Below are 13,195 nucleotides of genomic sequence, written 5' to 3'. Positions count from 1 at the left end.
GTGATCCCGGTTTCAGGACAACGACATGTAGGACAAGGATCAGCAGGCAGCCAGAGCCTTCTCTTGCTTGACGCGTTCCTTGAGCGCACTGGAAATATCAGGGTAGCGCTTGCCGACCTCGCTGAAGGTGGCACAGGCAACATCATGCTGCTTGAGGCCGACCAGCGACACGCCGAGCTTCAGCAACATGTCGGGAGCTTTCTTGGCCTTGGGGTAGTCCTTGCTGGCGGCAAGGAAAGTCTCGGCCGCATCGCGGTATTTCTGCTGGCCGAGCAATGACTCGCCCAGCCAGTAATGCGCGTCCGCCGCCTTCGCATCCCTGGGGAAGCGGGCGATGTGGTCGCGAAAACCCTGCTCGGCGGTGCCGTAGTCGCCCGAGAGGATGAACTGGTATGAGTTGCGGTAAAGCTCCTCCGGGTTGTTGGTGGCGGGCAACGCCGCGACTACCGTGTCGGACTTGCCGGCCTTGGGCGCCGCCCCGGCGACTGGCGCGGTGTCCTGCGCCGGCGCGGTCGATTGTGTGTTGCCGCCGGCATCGATGACATTGCCATTCTTGTCGACGGTGATGGTGCCGAAATTCTTTTCCGGCGCTCCCGTACCGGGAATGACCTTGCCGGGGTCGCCATCGGGAGATTCGACGATGACGTCCTCGACCGTCTTGCCGCCTGCCAACTGGTCGTTGGCGGGCGCGGCGCCGGCATCGGCCGGCGCCCGTATTGCCGGGGCCGCCGCCACGTCGTTGTCGGGGCCGGTGGTGGCGTCCGATTTCTTCTGCGCCGGCGGCTGCCCGCCTTGCGTGCCGCCACCTTCCAGCTGCTGGAAGCGGAATTCATTATCTTCCTGCTGCTTGCGAATCTGCTCCTGCATCTGCAGGACCTGGAAATTGAGTTCCTCGATCTTGCCGTTCATCTGCCGCAGTTGCTCTTCCAGGCTGGTGACAGCGGCAGGATCGGACTGCACCAGCTGAACCTGGTCCGGTTTCTTCTTTTGACCAAAAAACCCCGGCAATTCGATACTGGGAAGATGGAAGGTAAAGCCGCTGTCGGTTGATTGCCCTGTGCCACTAGCCAAGGCGGTGACGCCTGATAGGAGCAGCAGCGCAAGCGTGCCGCTCAGAACCGATCTCAAATGCATGTGCCTCTCGCAGTGATTTCGTTAGCTTGTTCGCGCCTTCCAATCAGAATGGGACCAGCCAAGCGCCCTCGGCTCATAGCAGGAGCCGAGACTTCGGCCAAATTTTGTTTCGAGCATCCGGATATGAAAAAGGCGGCCCCAGGGCCGCCTTTCGCGCAGGTATGTTGCATTTTTACCGCTAGACGGCCGCGCGTTCTTTGACGCGCCGGTCGGCTGCGTGATGCCTCAGGAGCCAGCACCGCTGAGCGTGGTGACCGCGCGGCGATTCTGCGACCAGCAGGAGATGTCGTCGCAAACCGCGACCGGACGTTCCTTGCCGTAGGAAATGGTCTTGAGACGGCTGGCCGAGACGCCCTTGGCAACGAGGAAGTCGCGGGTGGCGGCGGCGCGGCGGGCGCCGAGCGCCAGATTGTATTCGCGCGTTCCGCGTTCGTCGGCATGACCTTCGACGACGATGGCATACTGCTTGTACTGGTTCAGCCACTGCGCCTGGCGCGAGAGCGTCGTCTGCGCGTCGGCACGGATCGAGGTCGAGTCGGTGTCGAAGAAGATACGGTCGCCGATGTTGACGGTGAAGTCCTGCGCCGAGCCGGGCGTCGCCGCGCCGGCGCCGTTGAGGCCAAGATCGGCCGCGTTGTTCGGCGTCTTCTTCGAGGCGCAACCTGCGATGGCGAGCATCGCCACCAGCGCGATCATGACCGGGTTTCTGGTAAGTGCTGCGATACGGCCCATGCCGCCTCTCCTTCGTATTTCGAGTGATCTACTTTGAGTGATTTCGTTGATCACCCAGTAACCACGTTTGGGTTAACCGGCATTCAAGAAACACGGTTAAATTTTGGTTTAAGCTGCCCGTCCGCAGCCGTTTCGGCCTGAAGCCACAGTTCACGCGGACCCTAGCCGTAAATACGGCCAAAAGGCGGCCAAGGCATGGAAAAGGGGCCGAAACGGCCCCTTTTCAGCATGTGTGGCAATTCAGCCGAACCTATTCGAGCAGCGGCGACCAGGCCGGGTCCGAAGCGAAATTCGCCGTTGGGATCGATTGCTCGTTGCGTCCGGTCAGATCGACCGAAACCAGTTTGGGGCCACCGGCGAAATCGCGGAAGAACATCAGCACGCGGCCGTTCGGCGCCCAGGTCGGTCCCTCCTGCTGGAAGCCGGAGGACAGGATGCGCTCTCCCGAGCCGTCGGTCTTCATGACGCCGATCTGGAATTCGCCGCCGGTCTGCTTGGTGAAGGCAATCAGGTCGCCGCGCGGCGACCAGACCGGTGTCGAATAGACGCCGTCGCCAAAGGAGATGCGGGTCTGGCCCGAGCCGTCGGCGCCCATCGCGTAGATCTGCGCACGGCCGCCACGGTCGGAGGTGAACACCACCTTGCTACCATCGGGCGAATAGGACGGCGAGGTGTCGATGGCGGTCGAGTTGGTCAGCCTCGTTGTCGAGCGGCTGCGCAGATCCATAGCGAAGATGTTGGAATTGCCGTCGTCGCGCAGCAGGCTCATGATCACCTTCTGGCCGTCGGGCGAAAAGCGCGGCGCAAAGGTCATGCCGGGGAAATTGCCGACCAGTTCGCGCTGCCCCGTTTCGATCTGCAGCAGGTAGACCCGCGGCTGACCGCTTTCATAGGACATGTAGGTGATTTCCTGCCGGTTCGGCGAGAAACGCGGCGTCAGCACGATCGACCTGCCGTCCGAGAGATAGCGCACATTGGCGCCGTCCTGGTCCATGATGGCAAGGCGCTTCTTGCGCGCGTTCTTGGCGCCGGATTCGTCGATGAAGACGACGCGGGTGTCGAAATAGCCTTTTTCGCCGGTCAGCCGCTCATAGATGGCGTCGGCGATGATGTGGGCGACACGGCGCTGATTGGCGTCGTTGGCGAAGAACTGCTCGCCGGCCATCTGCTGGCCCGCAAAAGTATCCCACAACCGGTACTGGGCGCGGATGCGGCCGTCGGCTTCCTTGCTGACGCTGCCGGTGACCAGCGCCTGCGCGTTGATCACCTTCCAGTCGTCGAAGCGCGGTGCTGCATCGGGGTTGGTGATCTTCTCGATAAAGGCGCTTTTGTCGATCGGAGCGAACAGACCCGAACGCTTCAAATCGGCGGTGACGATCTGCGAAATCTGCGCCCCAAGCGCGTCGCCGCCCTGGAAATCCGTGATGGCGATCGGCAGCGGCTCGACATTGCCCTTGTTGACGTTGAGCTCGACGAGCGCCAGCGCCGGCAACGTGCCTGCCGCGGTCATGCCCATCGCCATTGCTGCGACCATCAGGAGCGGCTTGAGGATTGATTTCATGTCTTCTCGCTTCTCGTACTGATTTTCGGATACGCGGGCCGCCTTAGAGGCCCAGCATCTCCCTTGGATCGAAGGTGACGCGGACGTCGGCCCAGATGTCCTGCTTGCCGGCGGGAACTTGCAGGCCGGTGACATCGCATTTTTGCACCGCACGAACGGCACTTTCGTCGAACTGGCGATTTCCGCTCGACTTTTCGACCGCCGGGCGCCCGTCCAGCTTGCCGGAACCATCCAGGTTGAACCGCACCACGACGACGAAGTTCTCGGAACCTTCCAGGCCCGCGGGAAGGGTCCAGCAGCCGCCAAGCTGGCTTTCCAGGGCGCCCATTTCGGACCTGGAAAGCTTCTGGCCCTGATCCTTGTCGCCGCCGAGCGATGCCTGCTGGGTCGAGCGCTTGGCGCCGCCGCCGGATGGCTTCTGCTTGTCGAGCAGCGCGGAGATCTCGTCGGCGTTGAATTGCTTGTCATCGGACTTCGGCTTCGACGACGCTTCCTTGACCGGCTTGTCGGCGTTCTTGCGCTCCGGCGCCTTGGCGCTTTCGGCCTGCGCCGGCTGCGGCTTCGGCCGTGCCTCCGGCGCGGGCGCCGAGTCGGGCAGCTGCGTCGCCTCGGCGGGGGGCTCCTGCGCTATGGCTTCGGCGACGGCGTCGGGCTTGACCTCGGGCGTCGGATCGATGGCGGCGGTCTTGTCCTGCGGCGGCGGGGTTGGCGCCGGCTTGGCCGGTGTCGGCTTGGGGTCGGGCTGCTTGACCGGCTCGGGCTTGACCTCTTCCTTGGGCGTCGGCGCCGGCGCCACTTCCGTTGCCGGGGTGGGCTTGGGCTTCTCCTGCGGCTTCGGCACGTCCTCGGGCTTCGGCTTTTCGATCGGGGTCGGCGCGGGCGGCGGAGCCGAGGTCATGTCGACGGGCTTGGGCTTGGCTTCCGGCGTTATCGGCTTGTCCGTGTCGACGCTGTTCTCGCCCACCTTCTGCGCATCCGGAACGATGTCCGGGCGCTGCGTCGGCACGGGTGCCGGCTTTTCATGCATCACGGCCTTCTTGTCGCCCTGCAACGTCTGCGCGATGGCTTCCATCGGCACGATATCGACCGCGACCGACTCGACGTCGGACGACGGAAGCGCGGCCGGCGCCGTCAGCGTGAACAGGCCGAAGGTCAGCGCCGCCGTATGCAAGATCACCGATGTGGTGAGGCCGGTCTTCATCGCGCGTCTATTGGTCCTGTTCCTGCAGTGAAACCAGCCCGATGTTCTTGTAGCCAGCGGCCGAAATGCGGGCCATCACCTTCATCGCCGTGCCATAGTCGGTGGACTTGTCGCCGCGGATGAAGATGCGCTCCTCATAGCCGGTCTTCGAGATCGCCTGCAGCTTGGCTACCAGCTCCTCGATCGGGATCTCGGTTTCCTGGAGATAGATCTGGCCGGCGGCGTTGATCGAGACGGTGATCGGCTGCGTGTCGGCATTCATCGCCTTGGCCTGCGTATCCGGCAGGTCGATCGGCACGCCGACCGTCAGCATTGGTGCGGCGACCATGAAGATGATCAGCAGCACCAGCATCACGTCGACCATCGGCGTGACGTTGATCTCGGACATCAGTGCATGGTGACGGCCGCGCCGCCTGTGGCCGCGTCCGCCGCGTCCTCCCATGCCCATGGACATACCCATCTGCTACTCCTCAGGCCTTGGGGGCCACTTTTTCATCGATTTGGCGCGAGAGTATGGCGGAGAACTCGTCGGAGAACCCTTCCATGCGCACGGCTATCTTGCTCGCGTCGGACGACAGCTTGTTGTAGGCGATGACGGCCGGAATGGCGGCGAGCAGGCCGATGGCCGTCGCCAGCAACGCTTCGGCAATGCCGGGCGCAACCACCGCGAGACTGGTGTTCTTGGAGCCGGCGATCGCCTGGAACGAGGTCATGATGCCGATGACGGTGCCGAACAGGCCGATAAAGGGTGCCGCCGAGCCGGTGGTGGCAAGGAAACCGAGGCGCCCTTCCAGCTTTTCCATCTCGCGGGTCAGCGCCAGGTCCATTGCCTTGTCGATGCGGGTCTGCAGGCCGAGCGGCGACTTGGCGCCCTTCTCGAAACTCTTCTTCCACTCGCGCATGGCGGCGACGAAAATGGCGCCCATGCCGGTGGTCTTGCGGTCGGCGAGCGTGCGGTAAAGCTCCTCCAGCGACTGCCCCGACCAGAACACCTGTTCGAACCGGTTGAGCGCCAGCCGCATGCGGGCATAGGAAACCAGCTTGTCGACGATGATCGCCCAGGTCCAGACCGAGGCGCAGAGCAGGCCGATCATGACCAGCTTGACCACCCAACTGGCCGAAACGAACAGCGACCAAACCGACAATTGCGCGCCCGGATCGGCGAGTGCGATATTTTCCATCGTTACGTCCTTAAGATTTTCCGGGCGAAGCTGGCGGCTGGCCCCTGGCATCCCTTGTGGTCGGTTCGCACGAAGCTACCGGAACAACCCCAAACTGTGCCGTTATCGGCCTTTTCGGGGCAAATATTGGTGAAAGGAAGGCGTTCGATAACGCCAATCTTCGCCAATCTCTTCATGAACCGTTATGGTTAAGGATGGGTTAGTATATAAGGCGCGGCGCATTGCCACGCCCCGCGGCAAGGCCATCAATTCAATGGCTGCGCCTAGGGTGTGCTGAGATTCAGGTCAGGCCGAGCCGAAAACGGTAGATTCCGAGAACCGGAGCGGAGCGTACTTTTCGTACGCGAGCACCGGAAGCGCAGGAAGCTGCTGTTTGCAGGCCGGCATCACCTGAATATCAGCGCACCCTCGGCATGAACGCCGCCACCCATTCCTTGGGAAAACGCCTTGGGCGGCCATTCTCGCCGATGATCGCCGCCTCGACCTTGGCCTTGACCAGCACCTCGTCGCTGCGCTTGAGCTGCTGCGCCATGAAGATGCGCGCGCCGGAAATCTCCTCGGTGCGGGTGTCGACCGTCAGGATGTCGTCAATGCGGGCGGGGCCGCGAAAGTCGATCTCCATGCGGCGCACCACCCAGACTATTCTTTCGCCATGCTTGCCGTCGGCAAGCTCGGTGTGGTGCACGCCGGTCAGCCGGAGATAGTCGGAGCGGCCGCGTTCGAAGAATTCGAGATAGCGCGCATGGTAGACGACGCCGGAGAAATCCGTGTCGGCATAATAGACCCGCGCCATCAGCCGGTGGCCGAACGCCGTCAGCGCACCGGAAAGCCCAGCCAGCAGCGTCGCCGATTCACCATGATCGCCCATTGCGCTTCCTTTTTCAGCCCCGACGAGGCACCTGTTTCCCGCGTGGCACAGCATCGGATGGCACTGTTGACGGAGATGATCAAGACCTTGATGGCGGCGCTGCTTGTGCTCGCGGCCTTGGCGTGGCCCAGCCAGGCGGCGAGCTTTTCGATGAAGCGCGGCCTCAATCTCGACCAATGGGTCACATGGCCCGGCGAAGACCAATGGGGCGACGCCAAGGCCATCCTGCCCTATCCGGAGTGGCGCAAATTCCTTGGGGAGAACGATCTCAAGGCACTGAAGGATGCCGGCCTCGATTTCCTGCGCATGCCGGTCGACCCTTCGCCTTTCCTGTCCGACCAGACCGTGGCCTTGCGTGACGACCTCTATGCCAGCGTGCTGGACTCCGTGCGCATGATCAACCGCGCCGGACTGAAAGTCGTCGTCGACATGCACCTGATCCCGGCCGGCGGCAGCCGCAAGATCGGCATGGCGCAAGTGATGGAAGACCCGCGGACCTTCGACGCCTATCTCGAGATGGTGCGCAAGATGGCCCGCACGCTGGCCGGCGAAGATCCCAGACAAGTGGCTCTCGAGCCGATGAACGAACCGATCGTCGACTGCGACAGCGACGGCACCAGCCTGTGGCCGGACCGCCAGCGCAAACTGTTCGCGGCAGCGCGATCCTCGGCCACCAAGCTAACCTTGATCCTGACTGGTGCCTGCTATTCCGCTGCGAACTCGCTGGAAAAGATCGACCCGAAAACAATACCGGACGACAACGTCATCTGGACCTTCCATTCCTACGATCCGTTCCTGCTCACCCATCAGGGCGCAACCTGGGCCGGCGACTTCATCCCCTATGTGACTGGCCTGCCCTATCCGCTGAGCGCGGTGCCCAAGGCACAGCTCGACGTGACGCTCGACACCATCCGCGCCAGGATCAAGGCCGAGGCGCCATGGACGCGGCAGAGCGGCCTGCTTGCCTATCTCGACGAACAGGTCGCCAGCATGGACAGCCCCGACAAACTGCTCGGCTTGATGGATGCGCCGTTCAAAAAGGTCGAGGCATGGGCGAAGGCCAACCGCGTCAAGCCGGAAGACATCACGCTGGGCGAGTTCGGCATGATCCGCCAGGAATACGGCAATGCCTATGTGATGCCGGCCGAGTTCCGGGCCGCCTATGTCAAGGACATGATCGCGCGCGCCGAAGCGCATGGCTTCTCATGGTCGGTGTGGAGCTATGGCGGCGCCTTCGGCATCGTCGACGCCTTCAACGGCGACAAGGCCGAGCCGGATGTAATGGACGTGATCCGTGGGCTGCGTTGATCGCTCACGGACGGCGCGCCGGAAAATTACTCTTCCTGGAACAGGTTGATCTGCTGCTGCGCCAGATCCTTCGGCGCGTCGAGGCCGAGATGGCGCCAGGCATTGGCCGTCAGCATGCGGCCGCGCGGCGTGCGCTGGATGAAGCCCTGCTGGATCAGATAAGGCTCGATGATGTCTTCGATGGCGTCGCGCGGCTCTGACAGGCCGGCGGCGATCGTCTCGATGCCGACCGGCCCGCCGCCGAAATTGCGCGCGATCATGCTGAGGTACCGCCGGTCGAGCGCGTCGAGGCCGAGCGCATCGACCTCCAGCCGAGTGAGCGCCTCGTCGGCGATCTTGCGGTCGACATGGCCGTCGCCGGCCACCGAGGCGAAATCGCGCACACGGCGCAAGAGCCGGCCGGCGATGCGTGGCGTGCCGCGCGCACGCCGCGCGATCTCCAGCGCACCGTCGTCGCCAAGCGGCATTTGCAGGATGCGCGCGCCGCGCCGCACGATCTGCTCCAGCTCCTCGACCGTGTAGAAATTGAGCCGTACCGGAATGCCGAAACGGTCGCGCAGCGGATTGGTGAGCAGGCCGAGCCGCGTGGTGGCGGCGACGAGCGTGAAGCGGGCAAGGTCGATCTTGACCGAACGCGCCGCCGGTCCTTCGCCGATGATCAGGTCGAGCTGGAAATCCTCCATCGCCGGATAGAGGATCTCCTCCACCGCCGGGCTCAGCCGATGGATCTCGTCGATGAACAGCACGTCGCCTTCCTCGAGATTGGTCAGCAGCGCGGCAAGATCGCCGGCCTTGGCGATGACCGGGCCGGAGGTCGAGCGGAAATTGACGCCGAGCTCACGCGCCATGATCTGCGCCAGCGTCGTCTTGCCCAGACCGGGTGGCCCGACGAACAGTACGTGGTCGAGTGCCTCGTTGCGGCCTTTGGCGGCCTCGATGAACACTTTGAGATTGGCCCGCACCGCCGCCTGGCCGACAAAATCGTCGAGCGTCTGCGGCCGCAAGGTCTGCTCGGCATCCTCGCCGCGTTTTTCCGGCGCAATCAGGCGGGGCGACAGGCTCATGCGAGCAGTTCCATACTGGCAATGGACTTGGCGGCCCGCTGATCGAACGTGACTGTATGCGAGCAACCCAGATTTCGATTGTGCTCGGCGATCAGCGCATCGGCAAAATCTACCTGCGGCAAATTTGATCTTTCGAGCGCAATCACGATGGCATCGAAATCTTCGAACAACAGTGTCTTGACCTTCAACAGTCTCTGGATTGCCGCCTGCATCTGCTCTTTCGGTAGTCTGTAGCGCGAAATCAACGACCAGCTGAATTCCACCAGCACGATCAAGCTGACGAAGCCGGGAGCATCGTCGCTGAGGCCTTCGCCGAATGCGAGGGCTTTCGCCCGTTGCTCTGCATCGTCGTTCAGCACCATTCGAAGCAGAACGTTCGTATCAATGCCGATCGACGTCACTCGTCGCCCTCTCGTCCGCCTTGCGATCCGTCTCCGACAACATGCCTACCAACTGCATCCCGCACCGCGAGGTCGATTTCCTCCAGTGACGCCGGACCGCCGGGCGGATCGCCCAGAAATCCGGCGAGGTCCGCAAAGTCGAGATTGCGCGGTGTTCCAATCAGGTAGCCATCCATGACCGTCCAGGCGATCATGTCACCCGTTTTGAGTGACAGCGCATCCCGGACATCTTTTGGAATTGTAAGCTGACCCTTCGAGGTCAGACTGGCGTAAGCACCCATTTTCTTACTTTCTAAGAAATTTCCTACCAATCATATGATAGTTGGAATTTTCTTTTCCAACAACCATATCACTGCGCCAGTTCCTTCAGCCCGAAGCGGATCAGCTTCGGCGCATCGGCATCCTCGCCCGCCGTCTTCAGCGCCGCCGCCACAGCATTGGCGGCGGTGTCGCGCGAATAGCCAAGATTGACCAGCGCCGAGACCGCGTCGGTTATCGGCGCGGATGCCACGCCGTCGCCGAGCTCTTGTTTCAGGCCGATGGTGCCCGAGGCGGTGCCGGCATAGGCCGGCGCCTTGTTCTTCAATTCGGTGACGATGCGCTCGGCCACTTTCTTGCCGACGCCGGGCGCGCGCGAAACCATGGCGATGTCGCGCAGCGCAATGGCGTTGGCGAGATCCGCCGGCGCCAGCGTCGACAGGATGGCCAGCGCCACCTTGGCGCCGACGCCCGGCACATTGTTCATCAGCAACCGGAACCACTCGCGCTCGAGCTGCGACTGGAAGCCGTAGAGGCGCAGCATGTCCTCGCGCACATAGGTCTCGATGAACAGCACCACCGCTTCGCCGGGCGAAGGCAGCGCGGCCAGCGTGCGCGCCGAGCAATAGGCGGCATAGCCGACGCCATGGATATCGACGAGACAATGGTCCTCGTCGACCTCGTCGAGCGTGCCCTTGAGCTTGCCGATCATGCCAGACCTTTCATGGAAGATGGGCTCTCATGGGTGCGTCTCAGGAGAGATGATGTCGAGCTCCGGGAAGTAACTGCGGTAACGCGCGGCGTCGCGGGTCAAAAGACGATGTCCAGCGACGGTCGCGTGAGCGCCGATAAAGAAATCGGGCAAGGTTCTTTCCCTGATGCCACCGGCCCGGCGATAGCGGGAATGCGTGACGCCGGCAAGGAATGCCGCGTCCCAAGGTACAAGTTCGCGATCCATCTCAAGCATGTCGACTGCTTTTCGAAGCGCCGTTTCCGTCGCTATCAGTGGCGCGAGTTCGGACCAAATGATGGTGTTGACCACCAAGGCTCCATCACGGCGGCAGGAAGCAATCGCCGACGCCGACCATGTTGTCAGCGGTCCGGCCGGTCCCCAGACGTCGATCAGGACATTTGTGTCAATCAACGTCGAGATCTTCACGCGGCCCCCTCAACCACTCCATGTACTGATCGGTGGTCATGCCTCCCAGATCCAACGTCCCCTCCATCCGGTCGAGGACATCGCTGAACCTGCGCAATTTGTCTTCCTGGGAGAGGTTCTCGTTGACGGCAACCAGCCGAACGCCCTCGTCGGTGGCCACAAACTCCACCTCGGAGCCCGGGGCGATGCCCAGACGGTCCCTTATCGGCTTGGGGATTGTAACTTGCCCCTTGGTGGTCACGCGCATGGTAATACCTCTGCGGTATTACTTATCCCTGCAACGTGAACAAGTCAAGAACATAGCTAGCCGGCCAGCGCCATCCTGTAGGCCACGCTTTGCCGATGATGCGCGTGGCAGATGGCGATGGCCAGCGCGTCGGCGGCATGTTCGGTGTCGAAGACGGCTTTTGGCAACAGCACCTTCACCATCATGTGGATCTGCTTCTTGTCGCCATGACCAACGCCGATCACCGCCTTCTTGACGGCGTTGGGCGCATATTCGGCAACGACGAGACCGGCACGCGCCGGCACCAGCATGGCGATGCCACGTGCCTGGCCGAGCTTCAGCGTCGCCACGGCGTCCTTGTTGACGAAGGTCTGTTCGACCGCCGCCTCGTGCGGCATCGCGCTGTGCAGGATATCCGCCAGCCCGTCATGCAGCTGGCACAGCCGCGTTGCCAGCGCCGCCTTGTCGTCGGACTTCACAGTGCCTGAAGCAATAAAGCGCAGCGAATTGCCGAGGCTTTCGACGATGCCCCAGCCGGTGCGCCGAAGCCCCGGATCGATACCGATGATGCGAATCGCTTCCGCCATTTGCCGACTTTACCTCCGGCCCACAGCGATGCCAGCGAAATGTGAACAAACCGGAAACAGAAAGACAGACCGAGGTCTAACCCCGAGCGAAAGCCGTGTTGAGCAGGCTGATCTGGTCGGAAACCGGATTGAGGCGGCGCGCCATCGGTTGCATGTCGACCAAGGCGCCCGAGCCATAGATCTCCTCGTCCATGCGGCGCACCAGTGCTTGCAGGCGCAGCGAGCGGGTGACGAGGTCGAGGAAATCCTCGGGCAGCTCGGCCCAGCCGGTGGCTTCGTCATGGGCGGAAGCGGTGTCGAGGCGCACCTTGGACTTTTCCGACGCGACCTGGTCGCGGGTCATCTCGCCGGAATTGGCGGCGCGCTGCAAAAGCAGCCAGGACGCAACCTGCATCAGCCTGGTGGTCAGCCGCATCGATTCGGCCGCATAGAGCGTGGCGCCCAGCCGCGACAGTTTCTTTGCCTCGGCCCGGCCCTTGCCGTCGAGATATTCGGCGGCCTGTTCGACCAGGCCCATGCCTTCCTGGTAAAGCGGCTTGAAGGATTGCGAGAAAACCCGGCGCTCCGCCAGCTTGACGGTTTTCGCACTGCCCTTCGAAGGCTCGTTCATTGATACGCCCCTGCACTTGCAACCGGCCGATTCGGCTCCCTGCCGATACACCCGGAACCCTATCTGACTGAAGCTTGAAAATGCGCTTCGTCACTGGCGAAGGCAAGCACATGTTTAACAGAAGGTTAACGGCGAGCCGCCATTGGGCGGCCCCCGCCGAGATGCGGACAAAAAGGGAAATGAAGACAAAAAAAGAGCCGCGGATAAGGCGGCTCTCAGGAGTTTAACAGGGAGGCGTCAAACAAAGTGGCTCCAACCACTCGGTAAGAATCCAGATCACTGGATGAACATAGTAAACACCTGTAAAGCTTAATGAAGCCTTAACGGCGCGGATGTTTTTTGACCGAACGCCGCCATACTGTGCCGTAACAGCACAGCATCTCCTACGTCAGGCTAGCTCAGGCTGTCCTCCAGACGGCGGGCAAGGCGATGAAGGCAAACAACAGCATGGCTGCGTAGAAGCCCATCGAGGAGGCCGCCACCAGCGGTTCGATCGCGGCATTACCGGCAAGCAGGAAATAGAGGCCGATCAGCAGGCCGATACCGCTGATTGCGGTCAGCCAGAAATGAACGGTAGCGAGCGTCTTCTGCCCGATTGCCGGAAACAAATGGTAGAAGAAGGCGAAGACCGCCGACATCAGCCATCCGGCCACCATCGTGTGGGCGTGGGTCGGCATCTGTCCGTGATCCTGGCTGATCGCCATGTACAGGCCGAGCGCCATGCCGCACAGCGAATAGATGATGGCCAGCGTGAAGAAATTCCGTGCTATCCCTTGCATAATAATGGTCCCCCGAATTGCCTTTTCCCGTTTGCGGGAATGGGTTGATCGTCAGGCGATTGTTGTCGCCACCGGGCTCCCGGCATTGGCGCACTAGCATCGGCAGCGTATCCGGACGATGTCGCG

Annotated in this window: 17 protein-coding genes; 1 reads left to right on the top strand and 16 read right to left on the bottom strand. The window is 62.3% G+C overall.

The genetic code is table 11. From position 1 onward, the window contains the following. Positions 1–39: 39 nt before the first annotated feature. The 7 genes from ybgF to ybgC form a co-directional block, all read right to left on the bottom strand. Positions 40–1,134 (bottom strand): tol-pal system protein YbgF, encoded by a 1,095-nt coding sequence (gene ybgF, locus NKJ00_RS06370; RefSeq protein WP_352629196.1) that lies wholly within the window; start codon positions 1,132–1,134, stop codon positions 40–42. Between the two features lie 225 nt (positions 1,135–1,359). Next, positions 1,360–1,866: a peptidoglycan-associated lipoprotein Pal gene (gene pal / locus NKJ00_RS06365; protein ID WP_013529149.1), complete on the bottom strand. Its 507-nt coding sequence runs from the start codon at positions 1,864–1,866 to the stop codon at positions 1,360–1,362. A gap of 250 nt (positions 1,867–2,116) precedes the next feature. Further along, a complete protein-coding gene (gene tolB / locus NKJ00_RS06360) occupies positions 2,117–3,400 on the bottom strand; it encodes a Tol-Pal system beta propeller repeat protein TolB (protein WP_502895836.1) in 1,284 nt (427 codons plus the stop codon). Between the two features lie 70 nt (positions 3,401–3,470). Further along, positions 3,471–4,628, bottom strand: coding sequence for a cell envelope integrity protein TolA (tolA, locus tag NKJ00_RS06355; protein WP_352440960.1), 1,158 nt, complete (start codon positions 4,626–4,628; stop codon positions 3,471–3,473). A 7-nt stretch (positions 4,629–4,635) separates the two neighbouring features. Next, entirely contained in the window at positions 4,636–5,088 is a 453-nt protein-coding gene (tolR, locus tag NKJ00_RS06350) for a protein TolR (protein ID WP_023811855.1), read from the bottom strand. A gap of 10 nt (positions 5,089–5,098) precedes the next feature. After that, positions 5,099–5,809, bottom strand: coding sequence for a protein TolQ (gene tolQ, locus NKJ00_RS06345; protein WP_013529145.1), 711 nt, complete (start codon positions 5,807–5,809; stop codon positions 5,099–5,101). A 397-nt stretch (positions 5,810–6,206) separates the two neighbouring features. Continuing rightward, positions 6,207–6,677, bottom strand: coding sequence for a tol-pal system-associated acyl-CoA thioesterase (ybgC, locus tag NKJ00_RS06340; protein WP_128305344.1), 471 nt, complete (start codon positions 6,675–6,677; stop codon positions 6,207–6,209). Positions 6,678–6,734: 57 nt separating this feature from the next. Here ybgC and NKJ00_RS06335 point away from each other — a divergent pair, with 57 nt between their 5' ends. Beyond that, entirely contained in the window at positions 6,735–7,985 is a 1,251-nt protein-coding gene (locus tag NKJ00_RS06335) for a glycoside hydrolase family 5 protein (RefSeq protein WP_128305343.1), read from the top strand. 26 nt (positions 7,986–8,011) lie between these two features. Here NKJ00_RS06335 and ruvB read toward each other — a convergent pair whose 3' ends face one another. The 9 genes from ruvB to NKJ00_RS06290 all read right to left on the bottom strand — a co-directional run bounded on the left by ruvB (position 8,012) and on the right by NKJ00_RS06290 (position 13,069). Beyond that, the gene (gene ruvB, locus NKJ00_RS06330) at positions 8,012–9,049 is read right to left on the bottom strand and encodes a Holliday junction branch migration DNA helicase RuvB (RefSeq protein ID WP_023811851.1); all 1,038 of its coding nucleotides are present in this window, start codon (positions 9,047–9,049) and stop codon (positions 8,012–8,014) included. Beyond that, positions 9,046–9,450 carry a type II toxin-antitoxin system VapC family toxin gene (locus tag NKJ00_RS06325; RefSeq protein WP_127296186.1) on the bottom strand — a complete coding sequence of 135 codons (405 nt, stop codon included), beginning with the start codon at positions 9,448–9,450 and terminating at the stop codon, positions 9,046–9,048. Before NKJ00_RS06325 ends, ruvB begins: the two co-directional genes overlap by 4 nt. After that, complete coding sequence (locus NKJ00_RS06320) at positions 9,447–9,731, bottom strand: AbrB/MazE/SpoVT family DNA-binding domain-containing protein (protein ID WP_023811849.1); 285 nt, start codon at positions 9,729–9,731, stop codon at positions 9,447–9,449. The genes NKJ00_RS06325 and NKJ00_RS06320 overlap by 4 nt, the downstream gene beginning before the upstream one ends. Positions 9,732–9,799: 68 nt before the next feature. Next, positions 9,800–10,420, bottom strand: a complete 621-nt coding sequence (ruvA, locus tag NKJ00_RS06315; RefSeq protein WP_352611400.1) for a Holliday junction branch migration protein RuvA — start codon at positions 10,418–10,420, stop codon at positions 9,800–9,802. A gap of 27 nt (positions 10,421–10,447) precedes the next feature. After that, complete coding sequence (locus NKJ00_RS06310) at positions 10,448–10,867, bottom strand: type II toxin-antitoxin system VapC family toxin (RefSeq protein ID WP_023811847.1); 420 nt, start codon at positions 10,865–10,867, stop codon at positions 10,448–10,450. Next, positions 10,845–11,114: an AbrB/MazE/SpoVT family DNA-binding domain-containing protein gene (locus NKJ00_RS06305; protein WP_023811846.1), complete on the bottom strand. Its 270-nt coding sequence runs from the start codon at positions 11,112–11,114 to the stop codon at positions 10,845–10,847. Before NKJ00_RS06305 ends, NKJ00_RS06310 begins: the two co-directional genes overlap by 23 nt. A 56-nt stretch (positions 11,115–11,170) precedes the next feature. Then, the gene (gene ruvC / locus NKJ00_RS06300) at positions 11,171–11,680 is read right to left on the bottom strand and encodes a crossover junction endodeoxyribonuclease RuvC (protein WP_127296188.1); all 510 of its coding nucleotides are present in this window, start codon (positions 11,678–11,680) and stop codon (positions 11,171–11,173) included. A 76-nt stretch (positions 11,681–11,756) separates the two neighbouring features. After that, on the bottom strand, positions 11,757–12,290 hold the full coding sequence (rcdA, locus tag NKJ00_RS06295) for a protease adaptor protein RcdA (protein ID WP_023811844.1): 534 nt from the start codon (positions 12,288–12,290) through the stop codon (positions 11,757–11,759). A gap of 398 nt (positions 12,291–12,688) precedes the next feature. After that, positions 12,689–13,069 (bottom strand): hypothetical protein, encoded by a 381-nt coding sequence (locus NKJ00_RS06290; RefSeq protein ID WP_023811843.1) that lies wholly within the window; start codon positions 13,067–13,069, stop codon positions 12,689–12,691. Between the last annotated feature and the right edge of the window lie 126 nt (positions 13,070–13,195).

It is taken from the genome of Mesorhizobium sp. M0227 (assembly GCF_040321855.1).
In the GTDB taxonomy this organism is placed as follows: Bacteria; Pseudomonadota; Alphaproteobacteria; order Rhizobiales; family Rhizobiaceae; genus Mesorhizobium.
The sequence above is the reverse complement of the archived record's forward strand: the minus strand, read 5'-3'. Positions and strand labels throughout refer to the sequence as shown.

What these genes read in the sequence shown, in the direction of transcription:
- ybgF (WP_352629196.1), bottom strand. Translation starts at nt 1,134, where the DNA reads ATGCATTTGAGATCGGTTCTGAGCGGCACGCTTGCGCTGCTGCTCCTA.
- pal (WP_013529149.1), bottom strand. Translation starts at nt 1,866, where the DNA reads ATGGGCCGTATCGCAGCACTTACCAGAAACCCGGTCATGATCGCGCTG.
- tolB (WP_502895836.1), bottom strand. Translation starts at nt 3,400, where the DNA reads ATGGTCGCAGCAATGGCGATGGGCATGACCGCGGCAGGCACGTTGCCG.
- tolA (WP_352440960.1), bottom strand. Translation starts at nt 4,628, where the DNA reads ATGAAGACCGGCCTCACCACATCGGTGATCTTGCATACGGCGGCGCTG.
- tolR (WP_023811855.1), bottom strand. Translation starts at nt 5,088, where the DNA reads ATGGGTATGTCCATGGGCATGGGAGGACGCGGCGGACGCGGCCACAGG.
- tolQ (WP_013529145.1), bottom strand. Translation starts at nt 5,809, where the DNA reads ATGGAAAATATCGCACTCGCCGATCCGGGCGCGCAATTGTCGGTTTGG.
- ybgC (WP_128305344.1), bottom strand. Translation starts at nt 6,677, where the DNA reads ATGGGCGATCATGGTGAATCGGCGACGCTGCTGGCTGGGCTTTCCGGT.
- NKJ00_RS06335 (WP_128305343.1), top strand. Translation starts at nt 6,735, where the DNA reads ATGGCACTGTTGACGGAGATGATCAAGACCTTGATGGCGGCGCTGCTT.
- ruvB (WP_023811851.1), bottom strand. Translation starts at nt 9,049, where the DNA reads ATGAGCCTGTCGCCCCGCCTGATTGCGCCGGAAAAACGCGGCGAGGAT.
- NKJ00_RS06320 (WP_023811849.1), bottom strand. Translation starts at nt 9,731, where the DNA reads ATGGGTGCTTACGCCAGTCTGACCTCGAAGGGTCAGCTTACAATTCCA.
- ruvA (WP_352611400.1), bottom strand. Translation starts at nt 10,420, where the DNA reads ATGATCGGCAAGCTCAAGGGCACGCTCGACGAGGTCGACGAGGACCAT.
- NKJ00_RS06305 (WP_023811846.1), bottom strand. Translation starts at nt 11,114, where the DNA reads ATGCGCGTGACCACCAAGGGGCAAGTTACAATCCCCAAGCCGATAAGG.
- ruvC (WP_127296188.1), bottom strand. Translation starts at nt 11,680, where the DNA reads ATGGCGGAAGCGATTCGCATCATCGGTATCGATCCGGGGCTTCGGCGC.
- rcdA (WP_023811844.1), bottom strand. Translation starts at nt 12,290, where the DNA reads ATGAACGAGCCTTCGAAGGGCAGTGCGAAAACCGTCAAGCTGGCGGAG.
- NKJ00_RS06290 (WP_023811843.1), bottom strand. Translation starts at nt 13,069, where the DNA reads ATGCAAGGGATAGCACGGAATTTCTTCACGCTGGCCATCATCTATTCG.